Raw genomic sequence first — 23,446 nt, forward strand, 5'->3', positions numbered from 1 at the left:
CTGTGTAGTCCGGTGGCGCAAAAATACAAAGTGACCACAGGCGAGCGAAAAGTCGCACCTTGGTATTACTTCACCCGTTGCTTCACGAGCTTCCGCGCCAGCGTGCGCCGATGCATGCCGAGGCGCCGGGCCGTTTCGGAGATGTTGAAGCCGGTCTCGGCCAGCGTTTCGTGGATGCGCTCCCATTCGAGCGTCTTGATCGAGGTCGAGCGCTCGGTCAGTTCGACCTCAACATCGCCCTCGGCGCGGCCGAAGGCGGCCTCGATGTCGTCGGTGTTGGAGGGCTTGGCCAGGTAGTGGCAGGCACCGAGCTTGATGGCTTCCACGGCGGTCGCGATGCTGGCGTAGCCGGTGAGCACGACGATCAGCATCTGCGCGTCGTGCGCATGCAGCATCTGGACGCAGGCCAGCCCGGAGGCGCCGCCGGCGAGCTTGAGGTCGACGACCGCATAGCCTGGCGAGTGGGTCTTCAGGATCTCCGTCACCTGCTCGGCGGCCGTGGCCTGCAGCACCGTGTAGCCGCGGCGCTCGAAAGAGCGGCACAGGGTGCGCGCAAAGGCCGCATCGTCCTCGACGATGAGCAGCAGTCGTTCGTCAGTTTCCATTGCCTGCGATCTCCTCGAATTGGATCGCCGCCAGCGGCAGGCGCAGTGTCACGGCGGCACCACCTTCCGGCCGATTGTGCGCCGCCACGCTGCCGCCCAGGGTGCGCGCCACGTTGACGACCAGGAACAGGCCCAGGCCGCCGCCGGGGCGCCCCTTGCTTGACTGATAAGGCTTGCCCAGCTGCGCCAGCATCCCGGGTGCGAAGCCCGGGCCGGCATCGGACACGGTCAGGACCAGATCGTCGCCATCGCGCGCCGCATCGAGGCCGACCCAGCCCGGCGAGGCCTCGAGCGCGTTGTCGAGCACGTTGTAGATGGTCTGCTTGAGCGCGGAGTCCGAGACGATGGGCAGGTCGTCGCCGAAGGTGTTGGCGTAGGCCAGCGCGCCGGGCGAGCGCGTGGTGCGCCATTCCGCGACCAGGCCGTCGAGGAAGGCGCGGACGGTGGTCTGCACCGGCGACTCGCCGCGCGCTTCGCCGGCCGACAGCAGGATGCCGCTCACGATGGTCTTGCAGCGCGCCACCTGGGCCTGCATCTCCTCGATCTCCTGCCGTAGCTCGGGCTCGGCGGCAAAGGGCTGCATGCGCTGCCAGTCGCCGAGGATCACCGACAGCGTCGCCAGCGGCGTGCCGAGTTCATGGGCCGCGCCGGAGGCCAAGAGGCCCATGCGCACGATGTGCTCCTCCTCGGCGGCGCGCTGGCGCAGGTCCGCCAGGTGCGCGTCGCGCGCCCGCAGGTTGCGGCTGATGCGCGTGATGAAGATTGCCAGCAGCGCCGCGTTGAGCGCGAAGCAGATCAGAAGCCCCTGGATGTACGGACTGGCGAGCCCGCGCGCATTGTCCATAGGAATCGCCAGCGGGCGATGGACGAAGGTCAGGCCCATGAAACAGGCGGCGGTGACGGCGACCATGGTGCGGGTGTAGCCGGGGCGCAGCAGCACGGCGCCGAGACTGACCTGCAGCAGGTACAGGAAGATGAAGGGGTTGGTGGCGCCGCCGCTGAGATAGAGCTGGACGGTCAGCGTGCCGACGTCGACCAGGAGTGCGATGAAGAGCTCGCCGTCCGCGACCTCCTGCCGCCGGCGCCAGCGCAGCAGGCTGAAGAGGTTGAAGGCCACGAGAAAAGCCAGCGCCGCCCCCATGTGGTCCAGCGGCAGGCGGATGCCGAAGCCGAAGTGGACGATGGCGATGGTCAGGATCTGGCCGCCGACGGCCATCCAGCGCAGCTGGATCAGCTGCTGCATGTTCTTCAGGCCTGCCGAGTCGCCGGGTTCAGTGTTCTGCTGCATCCCTCTTTGCTCTCGTTGCGATGCGCTCCGTGCGCGCCACCAGCCAGGCCGCGCCCGCGACCATGAGGGCCAGCGCATACCAGGTGATGGCGTAGACCAGATGGTTGTTGGGGAAGGCGATCACCGTCAAGCCGGCGGCCGGCCAGCGCGGTTCGGCCGCTGCATTCGCCGGCTGCGGCGCAGGCGCATCCTCGTCCACGAAGAAGGGCGCCACCTCCGCCAGGCCGCGCGCCGCGGCGATGGCCTGCACGTCGCGCGAGAACCAGCGATCGGCTGCGGGATCGTTGCGGCGCAGGAAGCCGCCGCCGGGCTCGGTCATGCGCAAGAGGCCGATGAGGCTGACTTCGCCCGCCGCTTCACCGTCGGTGCGCTTCGCGCGCTCGCGCCGCTGCGGCGGCACGAAGCCGCGGTTGACCAGCACCACCGAGCCCTGCGCGGTCTGCAGCGGCGTCAGCACCCAGTGGCCGGCGCCGAGCACGGTCGAGGCCTGGACCAGGGTTTCACGCTCGTGGAGAAAGCGGCCGGTCAGCCGCACGTGCCGGTATTCGTCGTCGGCCGCATTCACGCGCGGCCATTGCGCGGGCGCGGGTGCATCCGCCGGCGGCGCATGCACGCGCCCTTCGACGCGATCGATCAGCTGGAGCTTCCAGCTGCGCCGCTCGAGCTGCCACGTGCCCAAGGCCAGGAACAGGATGAAGAGCAGGGCGCCGGCAACGGCGAGCATCGCCAGTGCCGGCCTGGAACGCGTTGCGCTCAAGGCGCGTTGCGCATCTCGTGCATCGAGGCCGGCATCATGTTGTGGTTGAGGTGGAACATCACCCACAGCGAGCCGCTCAGCGTGATCACGACCAGCACGATCGTGAAGATCAGCGCGAGCATGTTCCAGCCGCCCTGCGACTTGGCGTTCAGGTGCAGGAAGTAGATCATGTGGACCACGATCTGCACGGCCGCGAAGCCCAGGATGACGAAGGCCGTGAGGCCGGGCTTGTCGAACACCTTGCCCATCACCAGCCAGAAGGGGATGGCGGTCAGGATCACCGACAGGATGAAGCCGGTCAGGTAGCCCTTGAGGCTGATGTGCAGGTCCGCTTCGACGTGCGGGTCGTGTTCGTGAACGTCGTGCGCATCGCTCATGACAATGATCCGATCAGGTAGACGAAGGTGAAGACGCCGATCCACACGACGTCCAGGAAGTGCCAGAACATCGACAGGCACAGGAGCCTGCGCCGGTTCTCGGGGATCAGCCCGTGCTTGCCGACCTGGATCATCAGCGTGACGAGCCAGACGATGCCGAAAGTCACGTGCAGGCCGTGCGTGCCCACCAGCGTGAAGAAGGAGGACAGGAAGGCACTGCGCTGCGGGCCGGCGCCTTCGTGGATCAGGTGCGCGAACTCGTAGAGCTCGATGCCGATGAAGCCCGCGCCCAGCAGGCCGGTGAAGGCCAGCCAGGCCAGCGTCGCGCCGGTGCGCTTCTTCAGCATCTCGAGCATCGCGAAGCCGTAGGTGATCGACGACAGCAGCAGCAGCGAGGTGTTGAGCGCGACCAGCGGCAGCTCGAACAGGTCGGCACCCGAGGGGCCTGCTGCATAGCTGCGGCCCAGCACGCCGTACATCGCGAACAGGCAGGCGAAGACCAGGCAGTCGCTCATCAGGTAGAGCCAGAACCCGAGCAGCGTGCCGTTCTCGGGATGGTGCTCGTCCACGACGTGGAAGAGCGGGTTCGGTGCGGCGCTCACGGCGCCGTGGGGGGAGGGGACGGTGATCTCAGACATGGCCGGCCAGGAGTCGGGTGCGATCGCCTTCCGTGCGGACGACCTCGTCCACCGGGATGTGATAGTCGCGCTTGTAGTTGAAGGTGTGGATGATGGTCGCGAGCAGGAGCGCGGCGAAGGACACGCCGGCCAGCAGCCACATGTGCCAGATGAGCGCGAAGCCCATGGCGGCGCTGAGCATGGCCAGCACGAAGCCGGCGGCGGTGTTCTTCGGCATGTGGATCGGGGTGAAGCCTTCCAGCGGCCGCTCGTAGCCGCGCTGCTTCATGTCCCACCAGGCGTCGTTGTCGTGGATGCGCGGCGTGAAGGCGAAGTTGTAGGCCGGCGGCGGCGAGGAGGTGGACCACTCCAGCGTGCGGCCGCTCCACGGGTCGCCCGTCGTGTCGCGCAGCGATTCGCGCTTGCGGAAGCTGACGACCAGCTGGATGAGGAAGGAGAGAATGCCCAAGGCGATCAGGAAGGCGCCGAAGGCGGCGATCTGGAACCAGATCTGCAGCGACGCATCCTCGAAATGGCTCACCCGGCGCGTGACGCCCATCAGCCCGAGCACGTACAGCGGCATGAAGGCGAAGTAGAAGCCGGTCAGCCAGAACCAGAACGAGCACTTGCCCCAGAACGGGTCGAGCTTGAAGCCGGAGACCTTCGGGAACCAGTAGGTGATGCCGGCGAAGGCGCCGAACACCACGCCGCCGATGATCACGTTGTGGAAGTGCGCGATCAAAAACAGGCTGTTGTGCAGCACGAAGTCGGCCGGCGGCACCGCGAGCAGCACGCCGGTCATGCCGCCGATCACGAAGGTGACCATGAAGCCGATCGTCCACAGCATCGGCACCTCGAAGCGGATGCGCCCGCGGTACATCGTGAACAGCCAGTTGAAGATCTTCGCCCCCGTCGGGATCGAGATGATCATCGTGGTGATGCCGAAGAAGGAATTGACGCTGGCGCCCGACCCCATGGTGAAGAAGTGGTGCAGCCACACCAGGTACGAGAGGATGGTGATCACCACCGTCGCGTAGACCATCGACGCATAGCCGAACAGGCGCTTGCCGCTGAAGGTGGACACCACCTCCGAGAACACGCCGAACACCGGCAGGATCAGGATGTACACCTCCGGATGGCCCCAGATCCAGATGAGGTTGACGTACATCATCGGATTGCCGCCGAGCTCGTTGGTGAAGAAGTTCGTGCCGACGTAGCGGTCCATCGACAACAGCGCCAGCACCGCGGTGAGCACCGGGAAGGCGGCCACGATCAGCACGTTGGTGCAGAGCGCGGTCCAGGTGAAGACCGGCATCTTCATCAGGGTCATGCCGGGCGCACGCATCTTCACGATGGTCGCGATCAGGTTCACGCCCGACAGCAAGGTGCCGACCCCGGCGACCTGCAAGGACCATATGTAGTAGTCGACCCCGACGTCGGGACTGTAGGCAATGCCGGACAGCGGCGGATAGGCGAGCCAGCCGGTCTTGGCGAACTCGCCGACGAACAGCGACATCATCACCAGCACCGCGCCGCTCGCGGTCATCCAGAAGCTGAAGTTGTTGAGGAAGGGGAAGGCCACGTCGCGCGCGCCGATCTGCAGCGGCACGACGTAGTTCATGAGCCCGGTGACCAGCGGCATGGCGACGAAGAAGATCATGATCACGCCGTGGGCCGTGAAGACCTGGTCGTAGTGGTGCGGCGGCAGGTAGCCCGCCGCGTCGCCGAAGGCGATCGCCTGCTGCAGCCGCATCATGATCGCGTCGGCGAAGCCGCGCAGCAGCATCACCAGGCCGAGCACGATGTACATGATGCCGATCTTCTTGTGGTCGATGCTGGTGATCCAGTCGCGCCACAGCGTGCCCCAGACGCGGTAGTAGCTCAGCGCGCCCAGGAGGGCGAGGCCGCCCAGCACGACGGCGACGAAGGTCGCCATGAGGATCGGCTCGTGGTAGGGGATCGCCTCCCAGGTGAGGCGTCCGAAGACGAGCTTGGTCAGATCGGGATGGTCGGGCATCGTGATGAACGGATTACTGGATCGTCGTCCGGACGGCGAGCGGCGCCCCGGTCGGGTTGTCGATGGTGCAGATTTCAGCGGCGAGGGTGCGCATCGGCTGGCCTTGCTCGCCGCGCGGTACGGTCGTCATGGCCAGCGGGGACAAGCCGCCGCGGCCTGCGCCGCCGCTGGCATCGAGCGCCATCATGTGCTTCATGCACATCTTGCCGGGCTCCACGCAGCGGTTGACGATGGCGTCGTACAGGCCCGGCGCCACGCTGGCGTAGCGGCGCACCGGCTCGCGCTCGCTCGGGCGTTCGAGCTGCATGTAGCCCTCGCGGCTGAGCGCCTGGCCTTCGGCCTTGTTCTTCTGCACCCAGCGATCGAAGTCGGCACGGCTCATGCCGTGGAATTTGAAGCGCATGCCCGAGAAGCCGGCGCCGCTGTAGTTGGCGGAGATGCCTTCGTAGGTGCCGGCCTTGTTCATGACCGCGTGCAGCTTGGTTTCCATGCCGGGCATGGCATAGATCTGGCCGGCGAGCGCGGGGATGTAGAAGGAGTTCATGACCGACGAAGCCGTGATCCGGAACTGGATCGGCACGTCCACCGGCGCCGCGACCTCGTTGACCGTGGCGATGCCTTGCTCCGGATAAAGAAACAGCCATTTCCAGTCGAGCGCCACCACCTCCACCACCAGCGGCTTCGCGTTATCGGGCACCGGACGTCGCGAGTCGATGCGGTCGAGCGGCCGGTAGGGGTCCAGCGTGTGCGTGCTGATCCAGGTCAGCGCACCGAGCGCGATGATGATCAGGAGCGGCGCGGCCCAGATCACCAGTTCGAGCTGCGTCGAATGGTCCCAGTCCGGCTTGTAGGTGGCCTCGGTGTTGGACTCCCTGTACTTCCAGGCGAAGAAGAAGGTCAGGGCGATGACCGGCACGATGATCAGCAGCATCAGCATCGTGGACACCACGATCAGCCGGCCCTGCTGGGCGGCCACGTCGCCGGACGGGTTCAGCACCACCATGTTGCAGCCCGCCAGCAGGGCAGCGAGCACGAGGAGGGCCGGTCCGCGAAGGGTCTTGAGGAGTGGCATGCCTGGAGCGAGGAAAAAACGTAGGCCGCGGGAAAACGCGGATTGCGGATGAGCGCAAAATGTACGTCCATCGACCCTGTTTGGCGATTGGACGTTTTGTCCTATGGCGTAAAACCGCATCTGATGCGACCCTGAGCGACCTTGCAAGCCCCCCCTGAACCCGAAGCACGCACGATGTCCAGCATCAGCCACGCCCCTTCCGAACCCTCGTCCGAGACCCTCGAGAGGGATGCTCGCCTCATCACTGCCGACCATTCGAAGGTGGCGCCCGGGGAAATCGCGGTCGGTGTGGTCATCGGGCGCGCATCCGAGTACTTCGACTTCTTCGTCTATGGCATCGCGTCGGTGCTGGTGTTCCCGGCCCTGTTCTTTCCGTTCGAGGACCTGCTGGAAGGAACACTTTACGCCTTCGTGATCTTTTCCTTCGCCTTTATCGCACGGCCCTTCGGCACCGTGATCTCGATGGCGGTCCAGCGCCGCTGGGGGCGCGGCACCAAGCTGACCATGGCGCTGTTCCTGCTGGGCACCTCCACCGTCGGCATCGCATTTTTGCCCGGTTACGAGACCGCGGGTTTCGCGGCCATCGTGCTGCTCTCGATTTTCCGCATCGGCCAAGGGCTCGCGCTGGGCGGCTCCTGGGACGGCTTGCCCTCGCTGCTGGCGCTCAACGCGCCGCCGAACCGCCGAGGCTGGTATTCGATGCTGGGCCAGCTCGGCGCGCCGGTCGGCTTCATCATCGCCAGCGGTCTGTTCGCCTTCCTGTATGCCAGCCTGTCGCCGGCCGACTTCCTTTCGTGGGGATGGCGCTACGCTTTCTTCGTGGCCTTCGCCATCAATGTGGTGGCGCTGTTCGCGCGCCTTCGGCTGGTGGTCACGCACGAGTACGAGGTGTTGCTCGACGAGCAGGAGCTGGAACCCACCGACGTGGTCGAGCTCGTCCGCGCGCAGGGTTCCAACCTGTTGATCGGCGCCTTCGCCGCGCTGGCGAGCTATGCGCTGTTCCACCTGATCACCGTGTTCCCGCTGTCGTGGATCCGGCTGTATTCGGAGCAGTCCATCACCGAATTCCTCGGCATCCAGATCGTCGGCGCGGTACTGGCGGCCGGCGGCATCGTCGCCTCCGGATGGATCGCCGACCGCGTGGGTCGGCGCCAGACGCTGGGCGCGCTCGCGATCCTGATCGCGGTCTTCAGCGGCTTCGCGCCGATCCTGCTCGACGGCGGCACCGTGGGCCAGGACGTCTTCATCCTGGTCGGCTTCGTGCTGCTGGGCCTGTCCTACGGCCAGGCCTCGGGCACCGTGACCTCCAATTTCATCTCCAAGTACCGCTACACCGGCGCTGCGCTCACCTCGGACCTGGCCTGGCTCATCGGCGCCGCGTTCGCACCGCTGGTGGCGCTGGGCCTGTCGGCGCACTTCGGGCTCGCCTACGTCAGCGTCTATCTGCTGTCCGGCGCGGCGTGCACGCTGGCGGCGCTGGGCATCAATCGCGCGCTCGAGGCCCGCGAGCAGCCGTGACGCCCGTGCAGCCATCGTTCGACGGCGTGGCAGCTCGGCCACCGTCGACCGACCGGCTGTTCTTTGCGCTGCTCCCTGACGCGGCCGCCATCGCGCGCATCGAGAAGCTCGTGCGCGATCTGCAGAGCGATTTCGGGCTGAAGGGCAAGCCGCTCGGCGCAAAGCGCTTCCATGTGACGCTGCACGTCGTGGGCACCTTTGCGCGCTTTCCGCAGGAGCTTGCCGACGCGTCGGTCAGGGTCGCGCAAGCGGTGACCGCCATGCCGTCCTTCAAGCTCGGCTTCGACCGCGTCGGCAGCTTCTCGCGCAAGGCACGCAACATGCCGCTGGTGCTGCTGGGCGAAGACGGCTTGGTGACCGTGAAGACGCTGCAGCAAGCCCTGGACCGCGCGATGGCGCAGATCGGCCTCGGTCACGGCGGCCGCGAGCACTACACGCCGCACCTGACGCTGCTGTACGACGACCGCCACGTCGCCGCGCGACCGATCGAGTCCATCACCTGGACCGCGCACGAGTTCGTTCTCGTGCGCAGCCTGATCGGCCAGAGCCGGCACGAGGTGCTGGCGCGCTTGCCTTTGGGCGGCTGAGCGCGGAGTTCAGCCGCCGCGCTGCATCCGGTCCGCGACCCAGTCCACGAAGACCCGCACGCGCGGCGACAGCTGCCTGTGATGCGGATACATCACCGACACCGGCATCGGCGCAGGCCGGAACTCGGCCAGCACTTCGCGCAGCGTCCCGGCCGCGAGCTCCCGTTCCACGTGATAGCGCGGCATCTGCGCGAAGCCCAGGCCGGCCGCGCAGCAAGCCGCGTAGGCATCGGCATGGCTCACCGTCGCCGAGCCGCGCAACTGCATCGTGCGCCGCTCGCCGTCCACCATGAACTCGAAGGGCAGCACCTTGCCGCTGCCGCTCGCATAGTTGACCGCGCGGTGGGCCCGGAACTCCTCCGGCGTGCGGGGTTCGCCGAATTGTTCGAGATAAGCGGCGCTGGCGCAGGTCACCTGCTCGAGCAGTGCGACGCGCCGGCCCACCATGCTCGACTCGCGCGGCTCGCCGGCGCGCAGCACGCAGTCGATGCTTTCGCGCACCAGGTCCACCAGCCGGTCGCCGAGGCCGATCTCGACTTCGATGTCGGGGTAGCGCGCAAAGAACTCGCCGATGTGCGGCAGCAGGAAATGCATGGCGAGCGTGCCCTGCAGGTCGACGCGCAGCTTGCCCTTGGGTTTGGCCGCCGAACTGCGGAAGACCGACTCCGATTCCTCGAAATCCGACAGCAGTTGCTGGCAGCGCTGGTAGTAGGCCTCGCCATCCAGCGTGGCGCTCACATGCCGCGTGGTGCGGTGCAGGAGGCGTGCGCCGAGGCGCTTTTCGAGTTGCTGGATGGTGTGCGTGACCGTCGCGCGCGGCAGCTGCAGGTCGTCGGCCGCGCGCGTGAAGCTCTGCAGGTCGACGATGCGGACGAAGACGCGCATGGCATCGAGGCGGTCCATCTTCAGCCTTCCTTGATTGTTTGTGATTTTTGGACAGTGATGGCGAATCTACTGCATTTATCTGCTTCTGGTTAAACAGAACAATCCATCCCACTGACCCGCGAAGAAGCAAGCGGACCAGCCCTCAACCAACCCTTCCAGGAGCTCAGCCATGAACACATCGCAAGTCGCCATCGTCACCGGCGCATCCCGCGGCATCGGCGCCGCCATCGCCAGCCGCCTCGCCGCCGACGGCTATGCCGTGGTCGTCAACTACGCCGGCAACGCACAGGAAGCCGCCAAGGTCGTGGACGGCATCGCCGCCGCCGGCGGCCGGGCCGTCGCGGTGCAGGCCGACGTGGCCGATCCGGCCGCGGCGCGCCGCCTCTTCGACGAAGCGATCGCCGCCTACGGCCGCGTCGACGTGCTGGTCAACAACGCCGGCGTCATGCCGCCGGCGCTGCCGCAGCTGGCCGACACCGACGACGCCACCTTCGACCGGCTGTTCTCGGTCAACGTCAAGGGCAGCTTCAACACGATGCGCGAGGCGACGACGCGCCTGCAGACCGGTGGGCGCATCCTCAACTTCTCGACCAGCGTGATCGGCCTCGGCCTGCCGGGCTATGCGATCTATGGCGCGACCAAGGCCGCGATCGAGGTCATGACCAACATCCTCGCCAAGGAGCTGCGCGGCAAGGGCATCACGGTCAACGCCGTCGCGCCGGGCCCCACGGCCACCGCGCTGTTCCTCGACGGCAAGTCGCCCGAAGCCGTCGAGCGCTTCGCCAAGGCCGTGCCGCTGGAACGCCTGGGCACGCCCGAAGATATCGCCAACACGGTGGCCTTGCTCGTCGGCCCGCAGGCCGGCTGGGTCAACGGCCAGACCCTGCGCGCCAACGGCGGCCTGGTCTGAACTCCTCTCACACAGAAAGCAACACCATGAAGAAATCCGTCATCCTCGTGACCGGCGCCTCCACCGGCATCGGCCATCTCACGGCCCGCGCGCTCGCGGCGCAGGGCCACGTCGTCTACGCCAGCATGCGCGACATCGCCGGCCGCAACGCAGCGCGCGTGCGCGAGCTGCGCGACTGGGGTTTTGCAGGCGGCCACGACATCCGCGCGATCGAGCTCGACGTGCTCTCGCAGGCCTCCGCCGACGAAGCGGTTGCGACCATCGTCGGCGAACAGGGCCGGCTCGACGTCGTCGTCCACAACGCGGGCCATCTCGTGGTCGGGCCGACCGAGGCCTTCACGCCGGAGGAGATGGTCAAGGTGTTCGACACCAACGTGCTCGGCACGCAGCGTGTCAACAAGGCCGTGCTGCCCGTGATGCGCGGCCGGCAGTCCGGGCTCGTGCTGTGGGTCAGCAGCACCACGGTGCGTGGCGGCTTCCCGCCCTTCATGGGGCCGTATGCGGCAGCCAAGGCGGCGATGGATTCGTTGGCTGTCACGATGTCCTACGAACTCGCGCGCTTCGGCATCGAGACCTCGATCGTGGTGCCCGGCGCCTTCACCAGCGGCACCGCGCATTTCCCGAGTGCGGGCAAGCCGGCGGATGCGGCGACCGTGGCGGCCTACGCGCGCTACGACGGGCTCATGGACCAGGTGGGCGCCAAGCTCAGCGCACTGATGCCCGCGCATGCCGACCCGCAAGCCGTGGCGGACGAGATCGCGCGCATCATCGGGCTGCCGGCCGGCGAGCGGCCGTTCCGCTCGGTGATTGATTTCATCGACGACGGCGCGGGTGCCGTGACCGAAGTGGCCGAGCGCGTGCGCGAAGCCTTCGCGGCGCGTATCGGGATCGCGGACCTGCTCGAGCCCGCGATCCGGGCCTGAGAGCGGCTATTCCTCCGGAACGTACTTGCCGCCCGCGGCCTTGTACTTCTCGATCGCCTTGCTGAGGTCATCGAGCTCCTCGCAGGGCACGGTGCACAGCTTCACCAGCCGCGCATGGCGCTCCTCGGCCTTCGGCAGATCGCCCTTCACGAGATAGAGCTCGCCCGAATATTCGAGCGCGCCGCGGTGGTTGGGGTCGATGCGCAGGGCGGCGTCGTAGAAGTGCTCCGCGCCTTCCAGGTCCGGTGCGGACTTGTTCTTGCGCAGGCTATAGCCCATCAGGTTGTTCCAGTCGGCGCTGCGCGGGTCGTTCACCCGCTTGAGTTCGGCAATGGCCGCCGGCCAGTTCTTGGCCGTGATCTGCGCCCTGGCGGCCGCCAGCCGAAGCGCGGGCGGCGTCGAGTCGGTATCGGCCGCGAGCGCCGGCTGCAGCGAGAGGGCGGCGAGCAGGACGCAGGCGGCGAATCGATGGAGCATCCTCATGGGCGCCATTTTGCAGCGCCGCGGCAGATCTCAGGGCTCGGGGATGTACTTGTTGCCGGCTGCCTTGTAGCGCTCGATGGCCTGGCTGAGCCGCTCCTGTTCGAAGCATGCGTTGTTGCAGACCAGTTTCAGCGTCGTCAGCCGCTGCTCCGCCTTGGGCAGCTTGTCCAGCACCAGGTAGAGCTCGCCGGAATACGAGAGCGCCCCGCGGTGGCTGGGCTCGATGCGCAGCGCGGTGTCGTAGAAGCGTTCTGCGGCCGCATAGTCGGGCGTCCTGGCCTTGCGCAGGCTGAAGCCCATCAGGTTGTTCCAGTCGGCATTGTTCGGGGCGTCCACGCCCTGCAGTTCCGCGATGGCGCCTTTCCAGTCCTTGGCTTCGATCAGCGCCCTCGCGTTCGCAAGGCGGATCGACGCCGGCAGCGATGCCGAGTCCACGGCATGCACGCTCTGGTGCATCGCGAGCGCGGCGAGAAGGATGCAGGCGGCGAGGCTGAAGGTCGTCTTGGTCATGCTGCCGAGAATAGGCAGCGGCGCCGGCCTGGTCTTGAAGATTTGCGCCATCGCCGGCGCGGTGCATCACGCGGTCAGCTTGCCGAAGCCCGAGTCGCGCGCCAGCACGATCGCGCGGCCCCGGTTGTCGACCTCCAGCTTGGCGAACACGCTGGTCAGGTGGTTGCGCACCGTCTTTTCCGACAGGCCTAGCGTCGCTGCGATCTGGGCGTTGTCGCGGCCCTGGGCCAGCAGTTCGAGCAATTGGCGCTCGCGGCCGGTGAGCGCATCGAACACCGGGTCGTGCGCCGGCGCAGCGGTGGGCAGGAATCTGCGCACCTCGGCGAGCCAATGCGCCCAGCCGGGCTCGTCGAGCAGCAGGTGGTTGCCGCTGTCGATCGGCACGAAGCGCGCACCGCGGATGCCGCTCGCGATCAGCCGACCCTCGACGAAGGGCACGCGAAGATCGCGCATGCTGTGCAGCACCAAGGTGGGACAGCGCACTTCGGCCAGCAGATGCGTGACGTCGATGCGGTTGAACTCGCGCATGAAGCGCGCGGCGTTGGCGGGCGAGCTGGAGATGCGCTCCAGCTCGTTGAACCAGCGGTGCTGCTCGGCCGAGCCTCCCGGAATGAACTGGCTGGTGAAGAACTGGCGGAACGACGCGTCCTCCTTGCCCCAGCCCAGTTCGGCCAGCTTGCACATCATCTCGGCTTCTTCGCGCTGCAGGGCCGTGTTGCTGCGCACCAGGCGCCCGCGCGCATAGCCGCCATGCAGCACCATGTGGCTGACGCGATCCGGATGCTTCGCCGCGTAGGCGATCGCGATCGACGCACCTTGCGAGATGCCGAGCAGGCCGAAGCGCTCGGTGCTCAGCGCGTCGACCACGGTTTCGAGATCGCTCAGCCAGCTGTCGAAGCCGAGATCGTCGACCTCCCAATCCGACAGGCCACAGCCGCGCTCGTCGTAGCGCACGAAGGTGGCGTTGGCTGAGAGCCCGTGCAGCACGTGGCGCCAGACCGGGCTCTCCCAGTCGTACTCCAGGTGCGACAGCCAGGTCGCGGCCTTGATCAGCAGCGGGCCGCTGCCGGACATCGCATAGGCCAGCTGCACCCGGTCATGGCCGCGCGCGAAGCGGATTTCCTGTCGCGGGCGCGGCGGGCCGGCGGCGGATAAATAACTCGATTTCTGCACAGCCTTTAGTTGAGGACGTTTGTCTCCCATGGTCAATCGACCAGATGGCCGGTACCCGGCCGGACCGGCTAAGGCAAGCGCCGGATTTCCGTGCCGAAGCCCTGGAGCCGCTCGACCACATAGGCCGGATCCAGCAACTCCTCGGGGTCGTAAAGCCCCGGCACGACCGCCGAGCCGCCGGCCAGGCCGAGCAGACGCTCGACCGCCAGGGCCGCGCCGCGCGCGCTGAGGCCCGAGTAGACGTCGCCGTCGATCAGCGCGTGGCGCGTGACGCCTTGCCGGCCACCCTGCTGCTCACCCGCGATCTCCACGATCACCTCGTGCGAGGGCGCCGCGCGGCGCCGGCCCTCCCTGAGGGCGAGATCGACCCGGATCGACGGCGCGCCGGTCGCGGCCGCGAGGCTCACCACGTCGAGCAGCGGGTAGGCCTGCCCCTCGTGCGTGACGCCGTCGGCATCGACGAAGCGGCGCTTCGCCTGCGCTTCGTTCGCCCACAGCCAGCGGCCTTCATGCCGCAGCAGCGGGCGCGGCGTGCCGTGGCCCAGGCGTTCGATGTCGGCCTGCGCAACCGGCCCGCCGAGGTCGTCGGCATCGAGCAGCCCGCCGATCGCGATCGAATCGACGCGGCGGAACTCGCGCGCGAAATGCAGCGCGGCGAGCGCCGCCGTGCCGCCCAGGTACTGGCCCAGCAACAGGATGGGCGCGCTGTTCGGCTTGCGAACATGGAGCGCCACCTCCGGCCCGATGTCGAACACGAAATCGGAGAAGGACACATAGGGCAGGCCGCGGGCCTGGGCAAACCGCATCGAGTGCAGGCCAGCGTCCTTCAGCAGCACGACCACGGCGCTGTAGCCTGCATCGGCCGGCAGGCCAAGGTCCCTGCGGGCCAGGCCGATCATCACGGCGCCGGCGCCGCCGATCTCGCGTGCGAGCGCACCGGCCTTGTCCATGTCCCGAGCGCCGATCGCGATCGGCAGGTCCGGCTGGAGCTGGCGCAGCGTGCGCACGGCCCGGCTGCCCACCAGGCCGGAGCCGCCGATGAACAGGACGGGCTTCATGTCAGGCCTCCCTCGACGACTTGCAAGCCGGCCTCCTGCAGGCGCCGAAGCGCATAGCCCGGCTCGATCAGCACGTCGGGCAGGTAGAGTCCCGGCGGCGCCGCGGCGCCGCCGGCCAGGCCGAGCAGGCGCTCGATGCCGAGCGCCACGCCCACGGCCGTCACGGGCGCCTGGCCGCCCGGATGCACCAGCACATGGCGCGTGCGGCCCGGCTGGCCGTTGCTCTTCAGCCGGCCGCTCATCTCGATGATGATCTCTGTGGAGAAGGGCTCGCCGCGCCGGCGCGAGGCGCTTTCGCCGACGGCCAGGTCCACGCGGATCGAATGGGCGTCGGTGGCGGCGCCCAGGCTCAGCACGTCCAGCGGCGCGTAGGCCTGGCCCTGTTGTTCGACACCTTCCGAGTCCTTGAAGCGGCGCGCGGCGTCTTCGCCGGTGGCCCACATCCACTGCCCGTTCTTCAGGATCTGCGCGCTCGCCGCGGCCTGCGTGATGCGCTCGTAGTCCACGTAGGCCGCCGGACCGCCCATGTCCTGCTCGTCGAGTACCAGTGAGATCTCGATCGTCTCGACGCGCTCGAATCCGGCCGCGAACTGCAGCGTTGCGAAGGTGGCCACGCCGGCCAGCCAGTTGCTGGCCATCAGCACCGGTGCGCTGGCCGGCCTGCGGATGAACCAGGCCACCTCGGGGCCGATCTCGAAGCTGGCGCTGGAGACGCTGAGGTAGGGCAGGCCGTTCGCCTGCGCATAGTCCAGCGAATGCATCGTGTCGTCCTTCAGGAACATCGCGATGGCGCTGTAGCGCTTGCCGGCGGGCTGGCCCAGGTCGGCGCGCGCGAGGTCGATCGCCACCGCGTCTGCATGGCCGATTTCTCGCGCCACCGCCTCGGCCCTGGCCAGGTTTCGCCCGCCGATGGAGATGGGGAGTTCGGGGTGCAGGCGGCGCAAGGCCTTCGCGGCCTGGGCGCCGACGACGCCCGAGCCGCCGATGATGAGCACGGGTTTTGTTGAACGCGCTGGCATGGTGGGAACTCCTGTCTGGGATTGGGTAAGATGCAATCTACGTCAAGTAACTTACTATTGGTAAGTTACGGAAAGTAGAATCCAGGCCGAAGACGCTGTCAAGCCCGCCCCATGAACGACCCTTTGCCCAAAAAGCTGTCCAAGGCCGAGCGCCGCGAACAGCTGCTCGAGACCGCGCTCGCCATCGTGCGGGAGCAGGGCACCGACGCCCTCACGCTCGGCTACCTGGCCGAGCGCGCGGGCGTGAGCAAGCCGATCGCCTACGAACATTTCAAGACACGCTCGGGCCTCCTGATCGCGCTCTACGAGCAGATCGACAACCGCCAGGTCGCGGCGCTGCTGCTCGCGCTCGAACGAACGCCGCGCCGGCTGGAAGAGGTGGCGCGGGTGGTCAGCACCGCCTACATGAACTGCTTCACTTCGGTGGGACCCGAATGGCACGCAATCTCGGCCGCGCTCAAGGGCGACGAGGAGATGGAAGCCTTCCAGCGCGAGCTGATCGACAGCTACGTCGCTCTCTACCGCGATGCGCTCGCGCCCTATTCGAGGCTGCCCGAGGACGAATTGCGCCTGCGCTGCGTCGGCATCATCGGCGCCGGCGACGCGATCGCGCGCGACATGGTCCGCGGGCGCATCGACGAGGCCGCGGCGGCGGCGAGCCTGGCCTCATTGATCGTCTGCTGGCTGGCTGCCAAGGCATAGCGCCAACGCCAGCACCGACAGCGGCGCCGACCCCTCGGCCTTGTTGTTGATCGTCACGTAGGCCGCATGGCCCGCGCCGCTGGTGGCGGCGATCACGCGGGCCAGCGTCCCGCGTGTCTCGGGGTCCGGGTCCACGAGCTTGTCGAAGGGCTCGTAGAGCTGCTTGGCTTCCTCGTAGCCGTAGGCGCCGTGCAGCCGGTTCAGGTTCCAGCGGCAGACCAGCGGGCCCGGCCACAGCGCGCGCAGCACCGGCAACTGCTCGCCGATCGGCGGCATCTTGGGATGCAGGCCGAGGCAGTAGGTGGCGCCGGCCTCGCGCAGCACGTCGGCGAAGGCCGGGGTCAGGAACTCGGGATTGCGCACCTCGACCGCGATCACGCCGTCCGGCGCGCTCGGGCGCAGCGCGGGCAAGGCCTGCAGCATGTGCCGCAGGCGCTGCAACAACTCAGGCATTTGCGACAGCATCGACGACGGCAGCGGACTGAGCTGGAACACGAGCGCGCCGATCTTGGCGCCCAGGCCGTCGAGCGCCGGCTGCACGAAATCCTGCACCGCCAATGCCGAATCGAGGAAGGCCGGATTGGGCTGCATGCCACGCCCGTCCTCGCCGCGCACCAGCGCATCGGCGACGACGCTCGGTGCCTTGACGACGAAGCGGAAGTCTTCCGGCACCTGCTGCGCGTAGGCAGCGAACTGGCTGGCCGACAGCGCGCGGTAGAAGCTGCGGTCCACGCTGACGGTGCGCAACAGCGGATGCTGCGCATAGGCCTTGAGCCCGTGCTTGGACAGCACCGACTGCTCGTACTCGCCGTCCCAGACCAGTCCGGCCCAGCCCGGGAAGAACCAGGAAGAGGTGCCGAGCCGCAGTTGCGGCGGCAGCGCCTTCGCTAGCGCCTGCTGCGCCGCATCGGACGGCGCGGGCTGGACCTTGGCCGCAGCAGCCTGGCCTGCGCGCTTCTTCGGCGCGGGCGAAGCGGGCGCGGGTTCGTTCGGGTCGTCGAAAAGCGAGTCTTGCATCGTGTGGCAGGGCGAGCGCCACATTCTCCAGCAAGCCCTAGCCCAGCTGCCCGCTGGCCAACGCCGCCGCAGCCGAGCGCGTCTCGACGCCCAGCTTCTCGAAGATGTGCTCCAGGTGCTTGTTGACCGTGCGCGGGCTCATGCCGAGGATCTCGCCGATGTCGCGGTTGGTCTTGCCCTTGGCGAGCCAGGACAGCACCTCGGTCTCGCGCGGCGTCAGCGCCGCATCGGCCAGGCGCGAAGTGCCGGCGGCGCCTTCCTTGTGCGGCGCCAGCAGCAGCATCGTTTCGCCCAGCGTCGCGGTGCCCAGGTTGCGCACCGACAGGCGCGTGCCTGCCAAGGTCGAAAGCACCACGCTCGCGCCGCCCGCGAGCACCGGGTCCAGCGCCGCGGGCAGCTGGCCGGGCGCCGAAGGCTCGCCCAGCGCATGCAGCCACAGCGCGGCCTGCGGCGAACGCCAGGCCACGCGGCCCTGCGCGTCGATCAGCACCACGCCCATGCCCGCCACGTCGACCGCGTCGCGCGCCATGCGCGCGATGTGGGCGTTGCGCGCATGCGTGTGCAGGCGCGCCAGCACCTCCTGCGCGCGGATCGGCTTGACCACGTAGTCGACGCCGCCGCTCTCGAAGCCTTCGACCACGTGCGGCGTTTCGGACAGCCCGGTCATGAAGAGCACCGGGATGTGCGCCAGCGCCGCGTTGGCCTTGATGCGCCGGCAGGTGTCGAAGCCCGACAAGCCCGGCATCAGGCCGTCGAGCAGGATCGCGTCGGGCACCACCAGTTCCAGAAGGCGCAGCGCCGACTCGCCGTCGCCGGCCACCAGCACCGTGTAGCCGCTGGCCTCCAGCGTGTCGCACAGCACGCCCAGGCTACTCGGCGCATCGTCGACCACCAGCACCACGGGCCGTTCGCTTTCAGGGGTTGGATACATGCAGCAGATCCTCCGAAAGGGCTTTCTTGAAATCCTCGAGCTCGAAGCGCATGACCAGGCGGCGCAGGTAGCTGCAGCTGGCGGCCAGCGTCGCGTCTTCGGACGCGAGGCGGTCGAGCGCGCGCTGCAATCCGCGCACGTGGCCGAGTTGCACCAGGCTCATCAGCTCGGTGCGTGCGTCTTCCGGCAGGCCCAGCTGCGGCGGCGGCGCGGCTTCGGCCGGCGGCGGCGCATGGCCGGGCACCATCCATTCCAGGCCGAGGTGGCGCTCCAGCGTCATGATCAGCTCGGACTCGATCACCGGCTTGCCGATGAAGGCCTGGCAGCCGGCCATGCGCAGTCGCTCGCCCTGGTTCTCGAACACGTTGGCCGAGACCATCACGATCGGCACCGCGTCGAAGCCGGCGGCGCGAACGAGGGCGGCCGTCTGCCAGCCGTCCATGTCGTCCATGCTGATGTCGAGCAGGATGGCCGAGGGCACGTGCTCGCGCAGGCTGTCGAGGCACTCGGTGCCGCTGGCGGCCTCGCGCACGTCGAAGCCCAGCGGCGCCAGCATGCCGGCCAGCATTTGGCGTTGCACCGGCTGGTCGTCCACCACCAGCAGCGTGCGGCGTGGGCCGAAGTAGCCGGAGATCTGGCGTTGCGGCTCGGCCTGCGGTCCGGGATCGGGCACCTCGCGCAAGTAGACCCGCACGCTGAAGGTGCTGCCGGCGGCCGAACTCGCGGTCAAGGTGAGTTCGCCGCCCATCAGCGAGGTCAAGAGGCCGGTGATGGTCAGGCCCAGTCCGGTGCCCGGTTCGCCGCGCTGGCGGCCCGCGGCGCCGCGCTCGAAGGGCAGGAAGATGCGCTGGTGGTCCTGCGGCGCCACGCCGATGCCGGTGTCGACGACGTCGAAGCGCAGCACCTGCCGCCGCGCATCGACGTGCAGCGTGACCGTGCCGGCATCGGTGAAGCGCACCGCGTTCGCGAGCAGGTTGATCAGGATCTGCCGCAGCCGCTTGGCATCGGCCTGCACCCAGGCCGGCAGCCGCCCGCTCTTCGTGAAGACGAAGGCCAGGCCCTTGGCCTCGGCCTGCGGCCGCACCATGCGCACCACCTCGTCGAGGAACTCGGGCAGCGGCAGCGGCATGCGCTCCAGCTGCAGCCGGCCGGCTTCGATGCGCGCCAGGTCGAGCAGGCCGTCGATCAGGCTCAGCATGTGCTCGCCGCTGTGGTGGATGGTCTGCAGCGCGTCGCGCGGCGGGATCTGCTTGCCGTCCTCCTTCAACAGGATCTGCGAGTAGCCGAGGATGCTGTTGAGCGGCGTGCGCAGCTCGTGCGTCATGCCGGCCACGTAGCGCGTCTTGGCCTGGTTGGCGGCCTCGGCCGCGTCCTTGGCCGCCTGCAGCGCGGCGTCGGTGCGTTGGTGCGCCTCGATCTCCAGCGTGAGCAGGTGGTTGTGGCGATTCGATTCCTCCTGCGCCATCTCGCGGCTTTCGCTGCCGAGCACCACCCACCAGGCGCCCAGCGCCGCGGCCAGCGAGAGCAGCGCGAAGGCCTTGAGGAAGGCATCGCGCAGCGCGCCGCGCTCCACCGTGCTCTGGATCAGCTGCTGCTCGTACACCACGCCCATGATCACGGCCAGCAGCAGGATGAAGGAGCTCGCCACCACCAGATAGCGCGCCACGCGGAAGTTGAGCCGTGCCGAGAGCGCGGGCGGCAGCAGCGCCGTCAACCAGGTGTTGACCTGCTCGGCCGCGCGCGAACCGGTCTTGCAGCGGTCGTGGCAGCGCGACTCCAGCGTGCAGCACAGCGAGCAGATCGGCGCGTTGTAGGCCGGGCAATGGGCCATGTCCTCCGATTCGAAGGCGTTCTCGCAGACCGAGCACTTCACGCTTTGGCCCGGCGCCCAGGGCGTGTCGCCGCTGCGCGCGAGGTAGTAGCGCCCGCGCGTCCACCAGGCGAGCAGCGGCGAGACGAGGAGGGCGGTCAGGAGCGCGATGAAGGGCGAGAAGGCCTGGGCCAGCGGACCCAGCGCGCCGGCATAGGCCACGATGCCCAGCACCGCGGCCACCAGCATCGCGCCAAGCCCCACGGGATTGATGTCGTAGAGGTGCGCGCGCTTGAACTCGATGTGCTTCGGACTCCAGCCCAGCGGCTTGTTGATGACCAGGTCGGCCACCAGCGCGCCGACCCAGGCGATGGCGAGGTTGCTGTAGAGGCCTAGCACGTTCTCGAGCGCAGCGAAGACGCCCAGCGTCATCAGCAGCACCGCGATCATCACGTTGAACACCAGCCAGACCACGCGGCCCGGATGGCTGTGCGTGAGGCGCGCGAAGAAGTTCGACCAGGCCAGCGAGCCCGCATAGGCATTGGTGAGGTTGATCTTGATCTGCGACACCACCACGAAGAGCGTGGTCGCGCCCAGCACCCAGGCCGGGTTGCCGAACACGTAGCCGAAGCCGGCCAGGTACATCTGCGTCGGCTCGACCGCCTGCTCGCTCGGGATCTGATGCTGCAGTGCCAGGAAGGCCAGGAAGGCGCCGCCCAGCATCTTCAGCATGCCCGGCACGATCCAGCCGGCGCCGGCGACGAGCACCGCGCCCCACCAGCGGCGACGGTTGGCAGGCGTCTTCTCCGGCAGGAAGCGCAGGTAGTCGACCTGCTCGCCGATCTGCACCACCAGCGAGAAGGCCACTGTCGCGCCGGCGCCGAACATGATGGCGTCGAAGCCGCTGCTGCTCGAAATGCGGCCCGAGAGGCTGGTGAAATCGCTGAAGGCCTGCGGGTTCTTCAGCAGCACTGCGATGTAGGGGCAGACGAAGAGAACCATCCAGATCGGCTGCGTCCACAGCTGCAGCCGCGAGATCAGCGTGATGCCGTACATCACGATCGGGATCACCACCAGCGACGAGACCAGGTAGCACGCCGGCAGCGGCCAGCCGAAGTAGAGCTGCAGCGCGAGCGCGAGGATGGCCGCCTCCAGCGCGAAGAAGATGAAGGTGAAGCTCGCGTAGATGAGCGAAGTCAGCGTGGAGCCGAGATAGCCGAAGCCGGCGCCGCGCGTCAGCAGGTCCATGTCCAGCCCGTACTTGGCTGCGTAGTAGCCGATCGGCAGGCCGGTGAGGAAGGTGATGAGGCCCACCACCAGGATGGCCCACACCGCGTTGGAGAAACCGTAGCTCAGCGCGATGGTGCCGCCGATGGCTTCGAGCGCGAGGAAGGAGGTGGCGCCGAAGGCCGTGTTGGCGACCCGGAACTCCGACCACTTGCGAAAGCTGCGCGGCGTGTAGCGCAGCGCGTAGTCCTCCAGGGTTTCGTCGGCGACCCAGGCGTTGTAGTCGCGGCGAATCCTGAAGATTTTCTGGCCTGTCACAGATTGCATGGTGTTCCGGCGCTCGGCAGTGGAAGGCATGCGTTGCAAGAAGCGCTCCTGCTGGGCCGTGGGCAAGGCGGGCAGTGTGGCGCCGGGCGGCGCGGGCCCCGATACGTTGATTGACGTATTCGGATCGCCGGGTCCTCTTCCTAGAGTGGCGGCCATGGTGCTGGTCGCACCGCCGGCTGGATGCACAGCGGTGGTGCGCAGCAACCCAAAGCCTTTTCACAACCCGCCTGGAGAGTTCGATATGTCCCGTGACCCCAACGCCTCCCCCGAGTCGCTGCTGCTGCAGCGCCGCCGCCTGATCCAGGGCGCCGCCGCGCTGCCGATGCTGGGCCTCGGTGGCCTCGCCTTCGGCCAGCAATTCCCGACGGCCAAGGTGAACACCACCAAGCTCGCGGTGACCGACACCGAAGTGACGGTCGGCCAGCTGCATTCGTCCAGCGGCACGATGGCGATTTCCGAGACCGGTTCGATCCAGGCCGAGCAGCTCGCCATCGACGAGATCAACGCCATGGGCGGCATCCTCGGGCGCAAGATCAAGGTGATCAAGGAAGACGGCGCTTCCGACTGGCCGACCTTCGCCGAGAAGTCGAAGAAGCTGCTGGTCAACGACAAGGTCGCGACCGTGTTCGGCTGCTGGACCTCGGCCTCGCGCAAGGCGGTGCTGCCGGTGTTCGAGAAGGAGAACGGCCTCCTGTACTACCCGACCTTCTACGAAGGCCTGGAGCAGAGCAAGAACGTGATCTACACCGGCCAGGAAGCCACGCAGCAGATCATCTGGGGGCTGGACTGGGGCGCGAAGGAGAAGAAGGCCAAGACCTTCTTCCTGGTCGGCTCCGACTACATCTGGCCGCGCACCTCGATGAAGATCGCGCGCAAGCACATCGAGAACTTCCAGAAAGGTTCGGTCAAGGGCGAGGAGTACTACCCGCTGGGCCACACCAACTTCAACTCGCTGATCAACAAGATCAAGGTCGCCAAGCCGGACTGCATCTTCGCGGCGGTGGTGGGCGGCTCCAACGTCGCCTTCTACAAACAGCTCAAGGCCGCAGGCATCAGCGGCGACAAGCAGTTCCTCTTGACGCTGGCGGTGACGGAGGACGAGATGACGGGCGTGGGCGGCGAGAACTTCGCCGGCTTCTATTCGTCGATGAAGTACTTCCAGACGCTGCCGAACGACAACAACAAGAAGTTCGTCGCCGCCTTCAAGGCCAAGTACGGCAAGGACTCGGTGATCGGCGACGTCACGCAGGCCGGCTATCTCGGGCCCTGGCTCTGGAAGGCCGCGGTCGAGAAGGCCGGCAGCTTCGACGTCGACAAGGTGGTCGCCGCTTCGCCGGGCATCGAACTCAAGACCGCCCCCGAAGGCTACGTGAAGCTGGACCCGAACCACCACCTGTGGAGCAAGGCGCGCATCGGGCAGGGTATGCCGGACGGCAGCTTCAAGGTGGTGGCGGAGTCGAGCGAGCTCATTAAGCCGGATCCGTTCCCCAAGGGTTATCAGTAGCCCACCCCCGTTGCTTGCTCACTTCGTGTAGCCGCCTCCCCCCTCAAGGGGGCGACACCGGTGGCTCGGCAAAGCCGGTTCCGCGGTGTCTCCCGAACGGGCTTCGCTTCGCTTGCCGCGAGTGTCGCC

General features: G+C 67.7%; 22 protein-coding genes. 6 read left to right on the forward strand and 16 right to left on the reverse strand.

Annotation, left to right across the window (positions count from 1 at the left end; genetic code table 11):
- Positions 1-65: 65 nt before the first annotated feature.
- The 7 genes from ACSQ9A_RS13365 to cyoA are packed head-to-tail and all read right to left on the reverse strand — an operon-like array spanning position 66 to position 6,733.
- Complete coding sequence (locus ACSQ9A_RS13365) at positions 66-605, reverse strand: response regulator transcription factor (protein ID WP_093107472.1); 540 nt, start codon at positions 603-605, stop codon at positions 66-68.
- Positions 595-1,893 carry an ATP-binding protein gene (locus ACSQ9A_RS13370; RefSeq protein ID WP_436303969.1) on the reverse strand — a complete coding sequence of 433 codons (1,299 nt, stop codon included), beginning with the start codon at positions 1,891-1,893 and terminating at the stop codon, positions 595-597. The genes ACSQ9A_RS13365 and ACSQ9A_RS13370 overlap by 11 nt, the downstream gene beginning before the upstream one ends.
- Positions 1,877-2,617, reverse strand: coding sequence for an SURF1 family protein (locus ACSQ9A_RS13375; RefSeq protein WP_436303970.1), 741 nt, complete (start codon positions 2,615-2,617; stop codon positions 1,877-1,879). The genes ACSQ9A_RS13370 and ACSQ9A_RS13375 overlap by 17 nt, the downstream gene beginning before the upstream one ends.
- 29 nt (positions 2,618-2,646) lie before the next feature.
- Positions 2,647-3,027: a cytochrome o ubiquinol oxidase subunit IV gene (cyoD, locus tag ACSQ9A_RS13380; RefSeq protein WP_093107466.1), complete on the reverse strand. Its 381-nt coding sequence runs from the start codon at positions 3,025-3,027 to the stop codon at positions 2,647-2,649.
- Positions 3,024-3,665 carry a cytochrome o ubiquinol oxidase subunit III gene (cyoC, locus tag ACSQ9A_RS13385; RefSeq protein WP_436303971.1) on the reverse strand — a complete coding sequence of 214 codons (642 nt, stop codon included), beginning with the start codon at positions 3,663-3,665 and terminating at the stop codon, positions 3,024-3,026. Before cyoC ends, cyoD begins: the two co-directional genes overlap by 4 nt.
- Complete coding sequence (gene cyoB, locus ACSQ9A_RS13390) at positions 3,658-5,661, reverse strand: cytochrome o ubiquinol oxidase subunit I (protein WP_436303972.1); 2,004 nt, start codon at positions 5,659-5,661, stop codon at positions 3,658-3,660. Before cyoB ends, cyoC begins: the two co-directional genes overlap by 8 nt.
- A gap of 13 nt (positions 5,662-5,674) precedes the next feature.
- Positions 5,675-6,733, reverse strand: coding sequence for a ubiquinol oxidase subunit II (gene cyoA / locus ACSQ9A_RS13395; RefSeq protein ID WP_436303973.1), 1,059 nt, complete (start codon positions 6,731-6,733; stop codon positions 5,675-5,677).
- A 174-nt stretch (positions 6,734-6,907) separates the two neighbouring features.
- On the opposite strand from cyoA, the gene ACSQ9A_RS13400 reads away from it, so the two are divergent.
- Positions 6,908-8,251 carry an MFS transporter gene (locus ACSQ9A_RS13400; protein WP_093107458.1) on the forward strand — a complete coding sequence of 448 codons (1,344 nt, stop codon included), beginning with the start codon at positions 6,908-6,910 and terminating at the stop codon, positions 8,249-8,251.
- 5 nt (positions 8,252-8,256) lie between these two features.
- On the forward strand, positions 8,257-8,838 hold the full coding sequence (locus ACSQ9A_RS13405) for a 2'-5' RNA ligase family protein (RefSeq protein WP_436303974.1): 582 nt from the start codon (positions 8,257-8,259) through the stop codon (positions 8,836-8,838).
- 9 nt (positions 8,839-8,847) lie between these two features.
- Here ACSQ9A_RS13405 and ACSQ9A_RS13410 read toward each other — a convergent pair whose 3' ends face one another.
- Positions 8,848-9,741, reverse strand: a complete 894-nt coding sequence (locus tag ACSQ9A_RS13410; RefSeq protein ID WP_436303975.1) for a LysR substrate-binding domain-containing protein — start codon at positions 9,739-9,741, stop codon at positions 8,848-8,850.
- Between the two features lie 151 nt (positions 9,742-9,892).
- On the opposite strand from ACSQ9A_RS13410, the gene ACSQ9A_RS13415 reads away from it, so the two are divergent.
- Positions 9,893-10,633, forward strand: coding sequence for an SDR family oxidoreductase (locus ACSQ9A_RS13415; RefSeq protein WP_093107453.1), 741 nt, complete (start codon positions 9,893-9,895; stop codon positions 10,631-10,633).
- Positions 10,634-10,659: 26 nt separating this feature from the next.
- Positions 10,660-11,556 carry an SDR family oxidoreductase gene (locus ACSQ9A_RS13420; protein ID WP_436303976.1) on the forward strand — a complete coding sequence of 299 codons (897 nt, stop codon included), beginning with the start codon at positions 10,660-10,662 and terminating at the stop codon, positions 11,554-11,556.
- Between the two features lie 6 nt (positions 11,557-11,562).
- Here ACSQ9A_RS13420 and ACSQ9A_RS13425 read toward each other — a convergent pair whose 3' ends face one another.
- The 5 genes from ACSQ9A_RS13425 to ACSQ9A_RS13445 all read right to left on the reverse strand — a co-directional run bounded on the left by ACSQ9A_RS13425 (position 11,563) and on the right by ACSQ9A_RS13445 (position 15,799).
- Entirely contained in the window at positions 11,563-12,039 is a 477-nt protein-coding gene (locus tag ACSQ9A_RS13425) for a tetratricopeptide repeat protein (protein ID WP_436290438.1), read from the reverse strand.
- Positions 12,040-12,069: 30 nt separating this feature from the next.
- Positions 12,070-12,549: a tetratricopeptide repeat protein gene (locus ACSQ9A_RS13430; RefSeq protein ID WP_436290437.1), complete on the reverse strand. Its 480-nt coding sequence runs from the start codon at positions 12,547-12,549 to the stop codon at positions 12,070-12,072.
- 66 nt (positions 12,550-12,615) lie between these two features.
- Positions 12,616-13,752, reverse strand: a complete 1,137-nt coding sequence (locus ACSQ9A_RS13435) for an alpha/beta fold hydrolase (protein WP_436303977.1) — start codon at positions 13,750-13,752, stop codon at positions 12,616-12,618.
- Positions 13,753-13,790: 38 nt separating this feature from the next.
- Positions 13,791-14,780 (reverse strand): NAD(P)-dependent oxidoreductase, encoded by a 990-nt coding sequence (locus tag ACSQ9A_RS13440; RefSeq protein WP_436303978.1) that lies wholly within the window; start codon positions 14,778-14,780, stop codon positions 13,791-13,793.
- On the reverse strand, positions 14,777-15,799 hold the full coding sequence (locus ACSQ9A_RS13445) for an NAD(P)-dependent oxidoreductase (RefSeq protein ID WP_436303979.1): 1,023 nt from the start codon (positions 15,797-15,799) through the stop codon (positions 14,777-14,779). Before ACSQ9A_RS13445 ends, ACSQ9A_RS13440 begins: the two co-directional genes overlap by 4 nt.
- 111 nt (positions 15,800-15,910) lie before the next feature.
- Here ACSQ9A_RS13445 and ACSQ9A_RS13450 point away from each other — a divergent pair, with 111 nt between their 5' ends.
- Positions 15,911-16,501, forward strand: coding sequence for a TetR/AcrR family transcriptional regulator (locus ACSQ9A_RS13450; protein WP_436303980.1), 591 nt, complete (start codon positions 15,911-15,913; stop codon positions 16,499-16,501).
- Here ACSQ9A_RS13450 and ACSQ9A_RS13455 read toward each other — a convergent pair.
- Genes ACSQ9A_RS13455 through ACSQ9A_RS13465 form a run of 3 tightly spaced genes read right to left on the reverse strand, consistent with a single transcriptional unit; the run spans position 16,466 to position 21,813 of the window.
- On the reverse strand, positions 16,466-17,518 hold the full coding sequence (locus tag ACSQ9A_RS13455; protein ID WP_436303981.1) for a DUF72 domain-containing protein: 1,053 nt from the start codon (positions 17,516-17,518) through the stop codon (positions 16,466-16,468). The genes ACSQ9A_RS13450 and ACSQ9A_RS13455 overlap by 36 nt on opposite strands.
- Before the next feature lie 37 nt (positions 17,519-17,555).
- On the reverse strand, positions 17,556-18,449 hold the full coding sequence (locus ACSQ9A_RS13460) for a response regulator transcription factor (protein WP_093107439.1): 894 nt from the start codon (positions 18,447-18,449) through the stop codon (positions 17,556-17,558).
- Positions 18,433-21,813: a hybrid sensor histidine kinase/response regulator gene (locus ACSQ9A_RS13465; RefSeq protein ID WP_436303982.1), complete on the reverse strand. Its 3,381-nt coding sequence runs from the start codon at positions 21,811-21,813 to the stop codon at positions 18,433-18,435. The genes ACSQ9A_RS13460 and ACSQ9A_RS13465 overlap by 17 nt, the downstream gene beginning before the upstream one ends.
- A 241-nt stretch (positions 21,814-22,054) precedes the next feature.
- On the opposite strand from ACSQ9A_RS13465, the gene urtA reads away from it, so the two are divergent.
- Positions 22,055-23,317, forward strand: coding sequence for an urea ABC transporter substrate-binding protein (urtA, locus tag ACSQ9A_RS13470; protein WP_436303983.1), 1,263 nt, complete (start codon positions 22,055-22,057; stop codon positions 23,315-23,317).
- Positions 23,318-23,446: the final 129 nt, after the last annotated feature.

Origin of the sequence: Variovorax sp. LjRoot290, from assembly GCF_964253985.1 — a bacterium.
Classification (GTDB): Bacteria; Pseudomonadota; Gammaproteobacteria; order Burkholderiales; family Burkholderiaceae_C; genus Variovorax.

Coding starts and splice junctions, on each gene's coding strand:
- ACSQ9A_RS13450 (WP_436303980.1), top strand. CDS start 15,911: ATGAACGACCCTTTGCCCAAAAAGCTGTCCAAGGCCGAGCGCCGCGAA.
- cyoA (WP_436303973.1), bottom strand. CDS start 6,733: ATGCCACTCCTCAAGACCCTTCGCGGACCGGCCCTCCTCGTGCTCGCT.
- ACSQ9A_RS13375 (WP_436303970.1), bottom strand. CDS start 2,617: ATGCTCGCCGTTGCCGGCGCCCTGCTCTTCATCCTGTTCCTGGCCTTG.
- cyoC (WP_436303971.1), bottom strand. CDS start 3,665: ATGTCTGAGATCACCGTCCCCTCCCCCCACGGCGCCGTGAGCGCCGCA.
- cyoD (WP_093107466.1), bottom strand. CDS start 3,027: ATGAGCGATGCGCACGACGTTCACGAACACGACCCGCACGTCGAAGCG.
- ACSQ9A_RS13370 (WP_436303969.1), bottom strand. CDS start 1,893: ATGCAGCAGAACACTGAACCCGGCGACTCGGCAGGCCTGAAGAACATG.
- urtA (WP_436303983.1), top strand. CDS start 22,055: ATGTCCCGTGACCCCAACGCCTCCCCCGAGTCGCTGCTGCTGCAGCGC.
- ACSQ9A_RS13455 (WP_436303981.1), bottom strand. CDS start 17,518: ATGCAAGACTCGCTTTTCGACGACCCGAACGAACCCGCGCCCGCTTCG.
- ACSQ9A_RS13400 (WP_093107458.1), top strand. CDS start 6,908: ATGTCCAGCATCAGCCACGCCCCTTCCGAACCCTCGTCCGAGACCCTC.
- ACSQ9A_RS13460 (WP_093107439.1), bottom strand. CDS start 18,449: ATGTATCCAACCCCTGAAAGCGAACGGCCCGTGGTGCTGGTGGTCGAC.
- ACSQ9A_RS13425 (WP_436290438.1), bottom strand. CDS start 12,039: ATGAGGATGCTCCATCGATTCGCCGCCTGCGTCCTGCTCGCCGCCCTC.
- ACSQ9A_RS13435 (WP_436303977.1), bottom strand. CDS start 13,752: ATGGGAGACAAACGTCCTCAACTAAAGGCTGTGCAGAAATCGAGTTAT.
- ACSQ9A_RS13365 (WP_093107472.1), bottom strand. CDS start 605: ATGGAAACTGACGAACGACTGCTGCTCATCGTCGAGGACGATGCGGCC.
- ACSQ9A_RS13410 (WP_436303975.1), bottom strand. CDS start 9,741: ATGGACCGCCTCGATGCCATGCGCGTCTTCGTCCGCATCGTCGACCTG.
- ACSQ9A_RS13420 (WP_436303976.1), top strand. CDS start 10,660: ATGAAGAAATCCGTCATCCTCGTGACCGGCGCCTCCACCGGCATCGGC.
- ACSQ9A_RS13465 (WP_436303982.1), bottom strand. CDS start 21,813: ATGCAATCTGTGACAGGCCAGAAAATCTTCAGGATTCGCCGCGACTAC.
- ACSQ9A_RS13445 (WP_436303979.1), bottom strand. CDS start 15,799: ATGCCAGCGCGTTCAACAAAACCCGTGCTCATCATCGGCGGCTCGGGC.
- ACSQ9A_RS13430 (WP_436290437.1), bottom strand. CDS start 12,549: ATGACCAAGACGACCTTCAGCCTCGCCGCCTGCATCCTTCTCGCCGCG.
- cyoB (WP_436303972.1), bottom strand. CDS start 5,661: ATGCCCGACCATCCCGATCTGACCAAGCTCGTCTTCGGACGCCTCACC.
- ACSQ9A_RS13415 (WP_093107453.1), top strand. CDS start 9,893: ATGAACACATCGCAAGTCGCCATCGTCACCGGCGCATCCCGCGGCATC.
- ACSQ9A_RS13440 (WP_436303978.1), bottom strand. CDS start 14,780: ATGAAGCCCGTCCTGTTCATCGGCGGCTCCGGCCTGGTGGGCAGCCGG.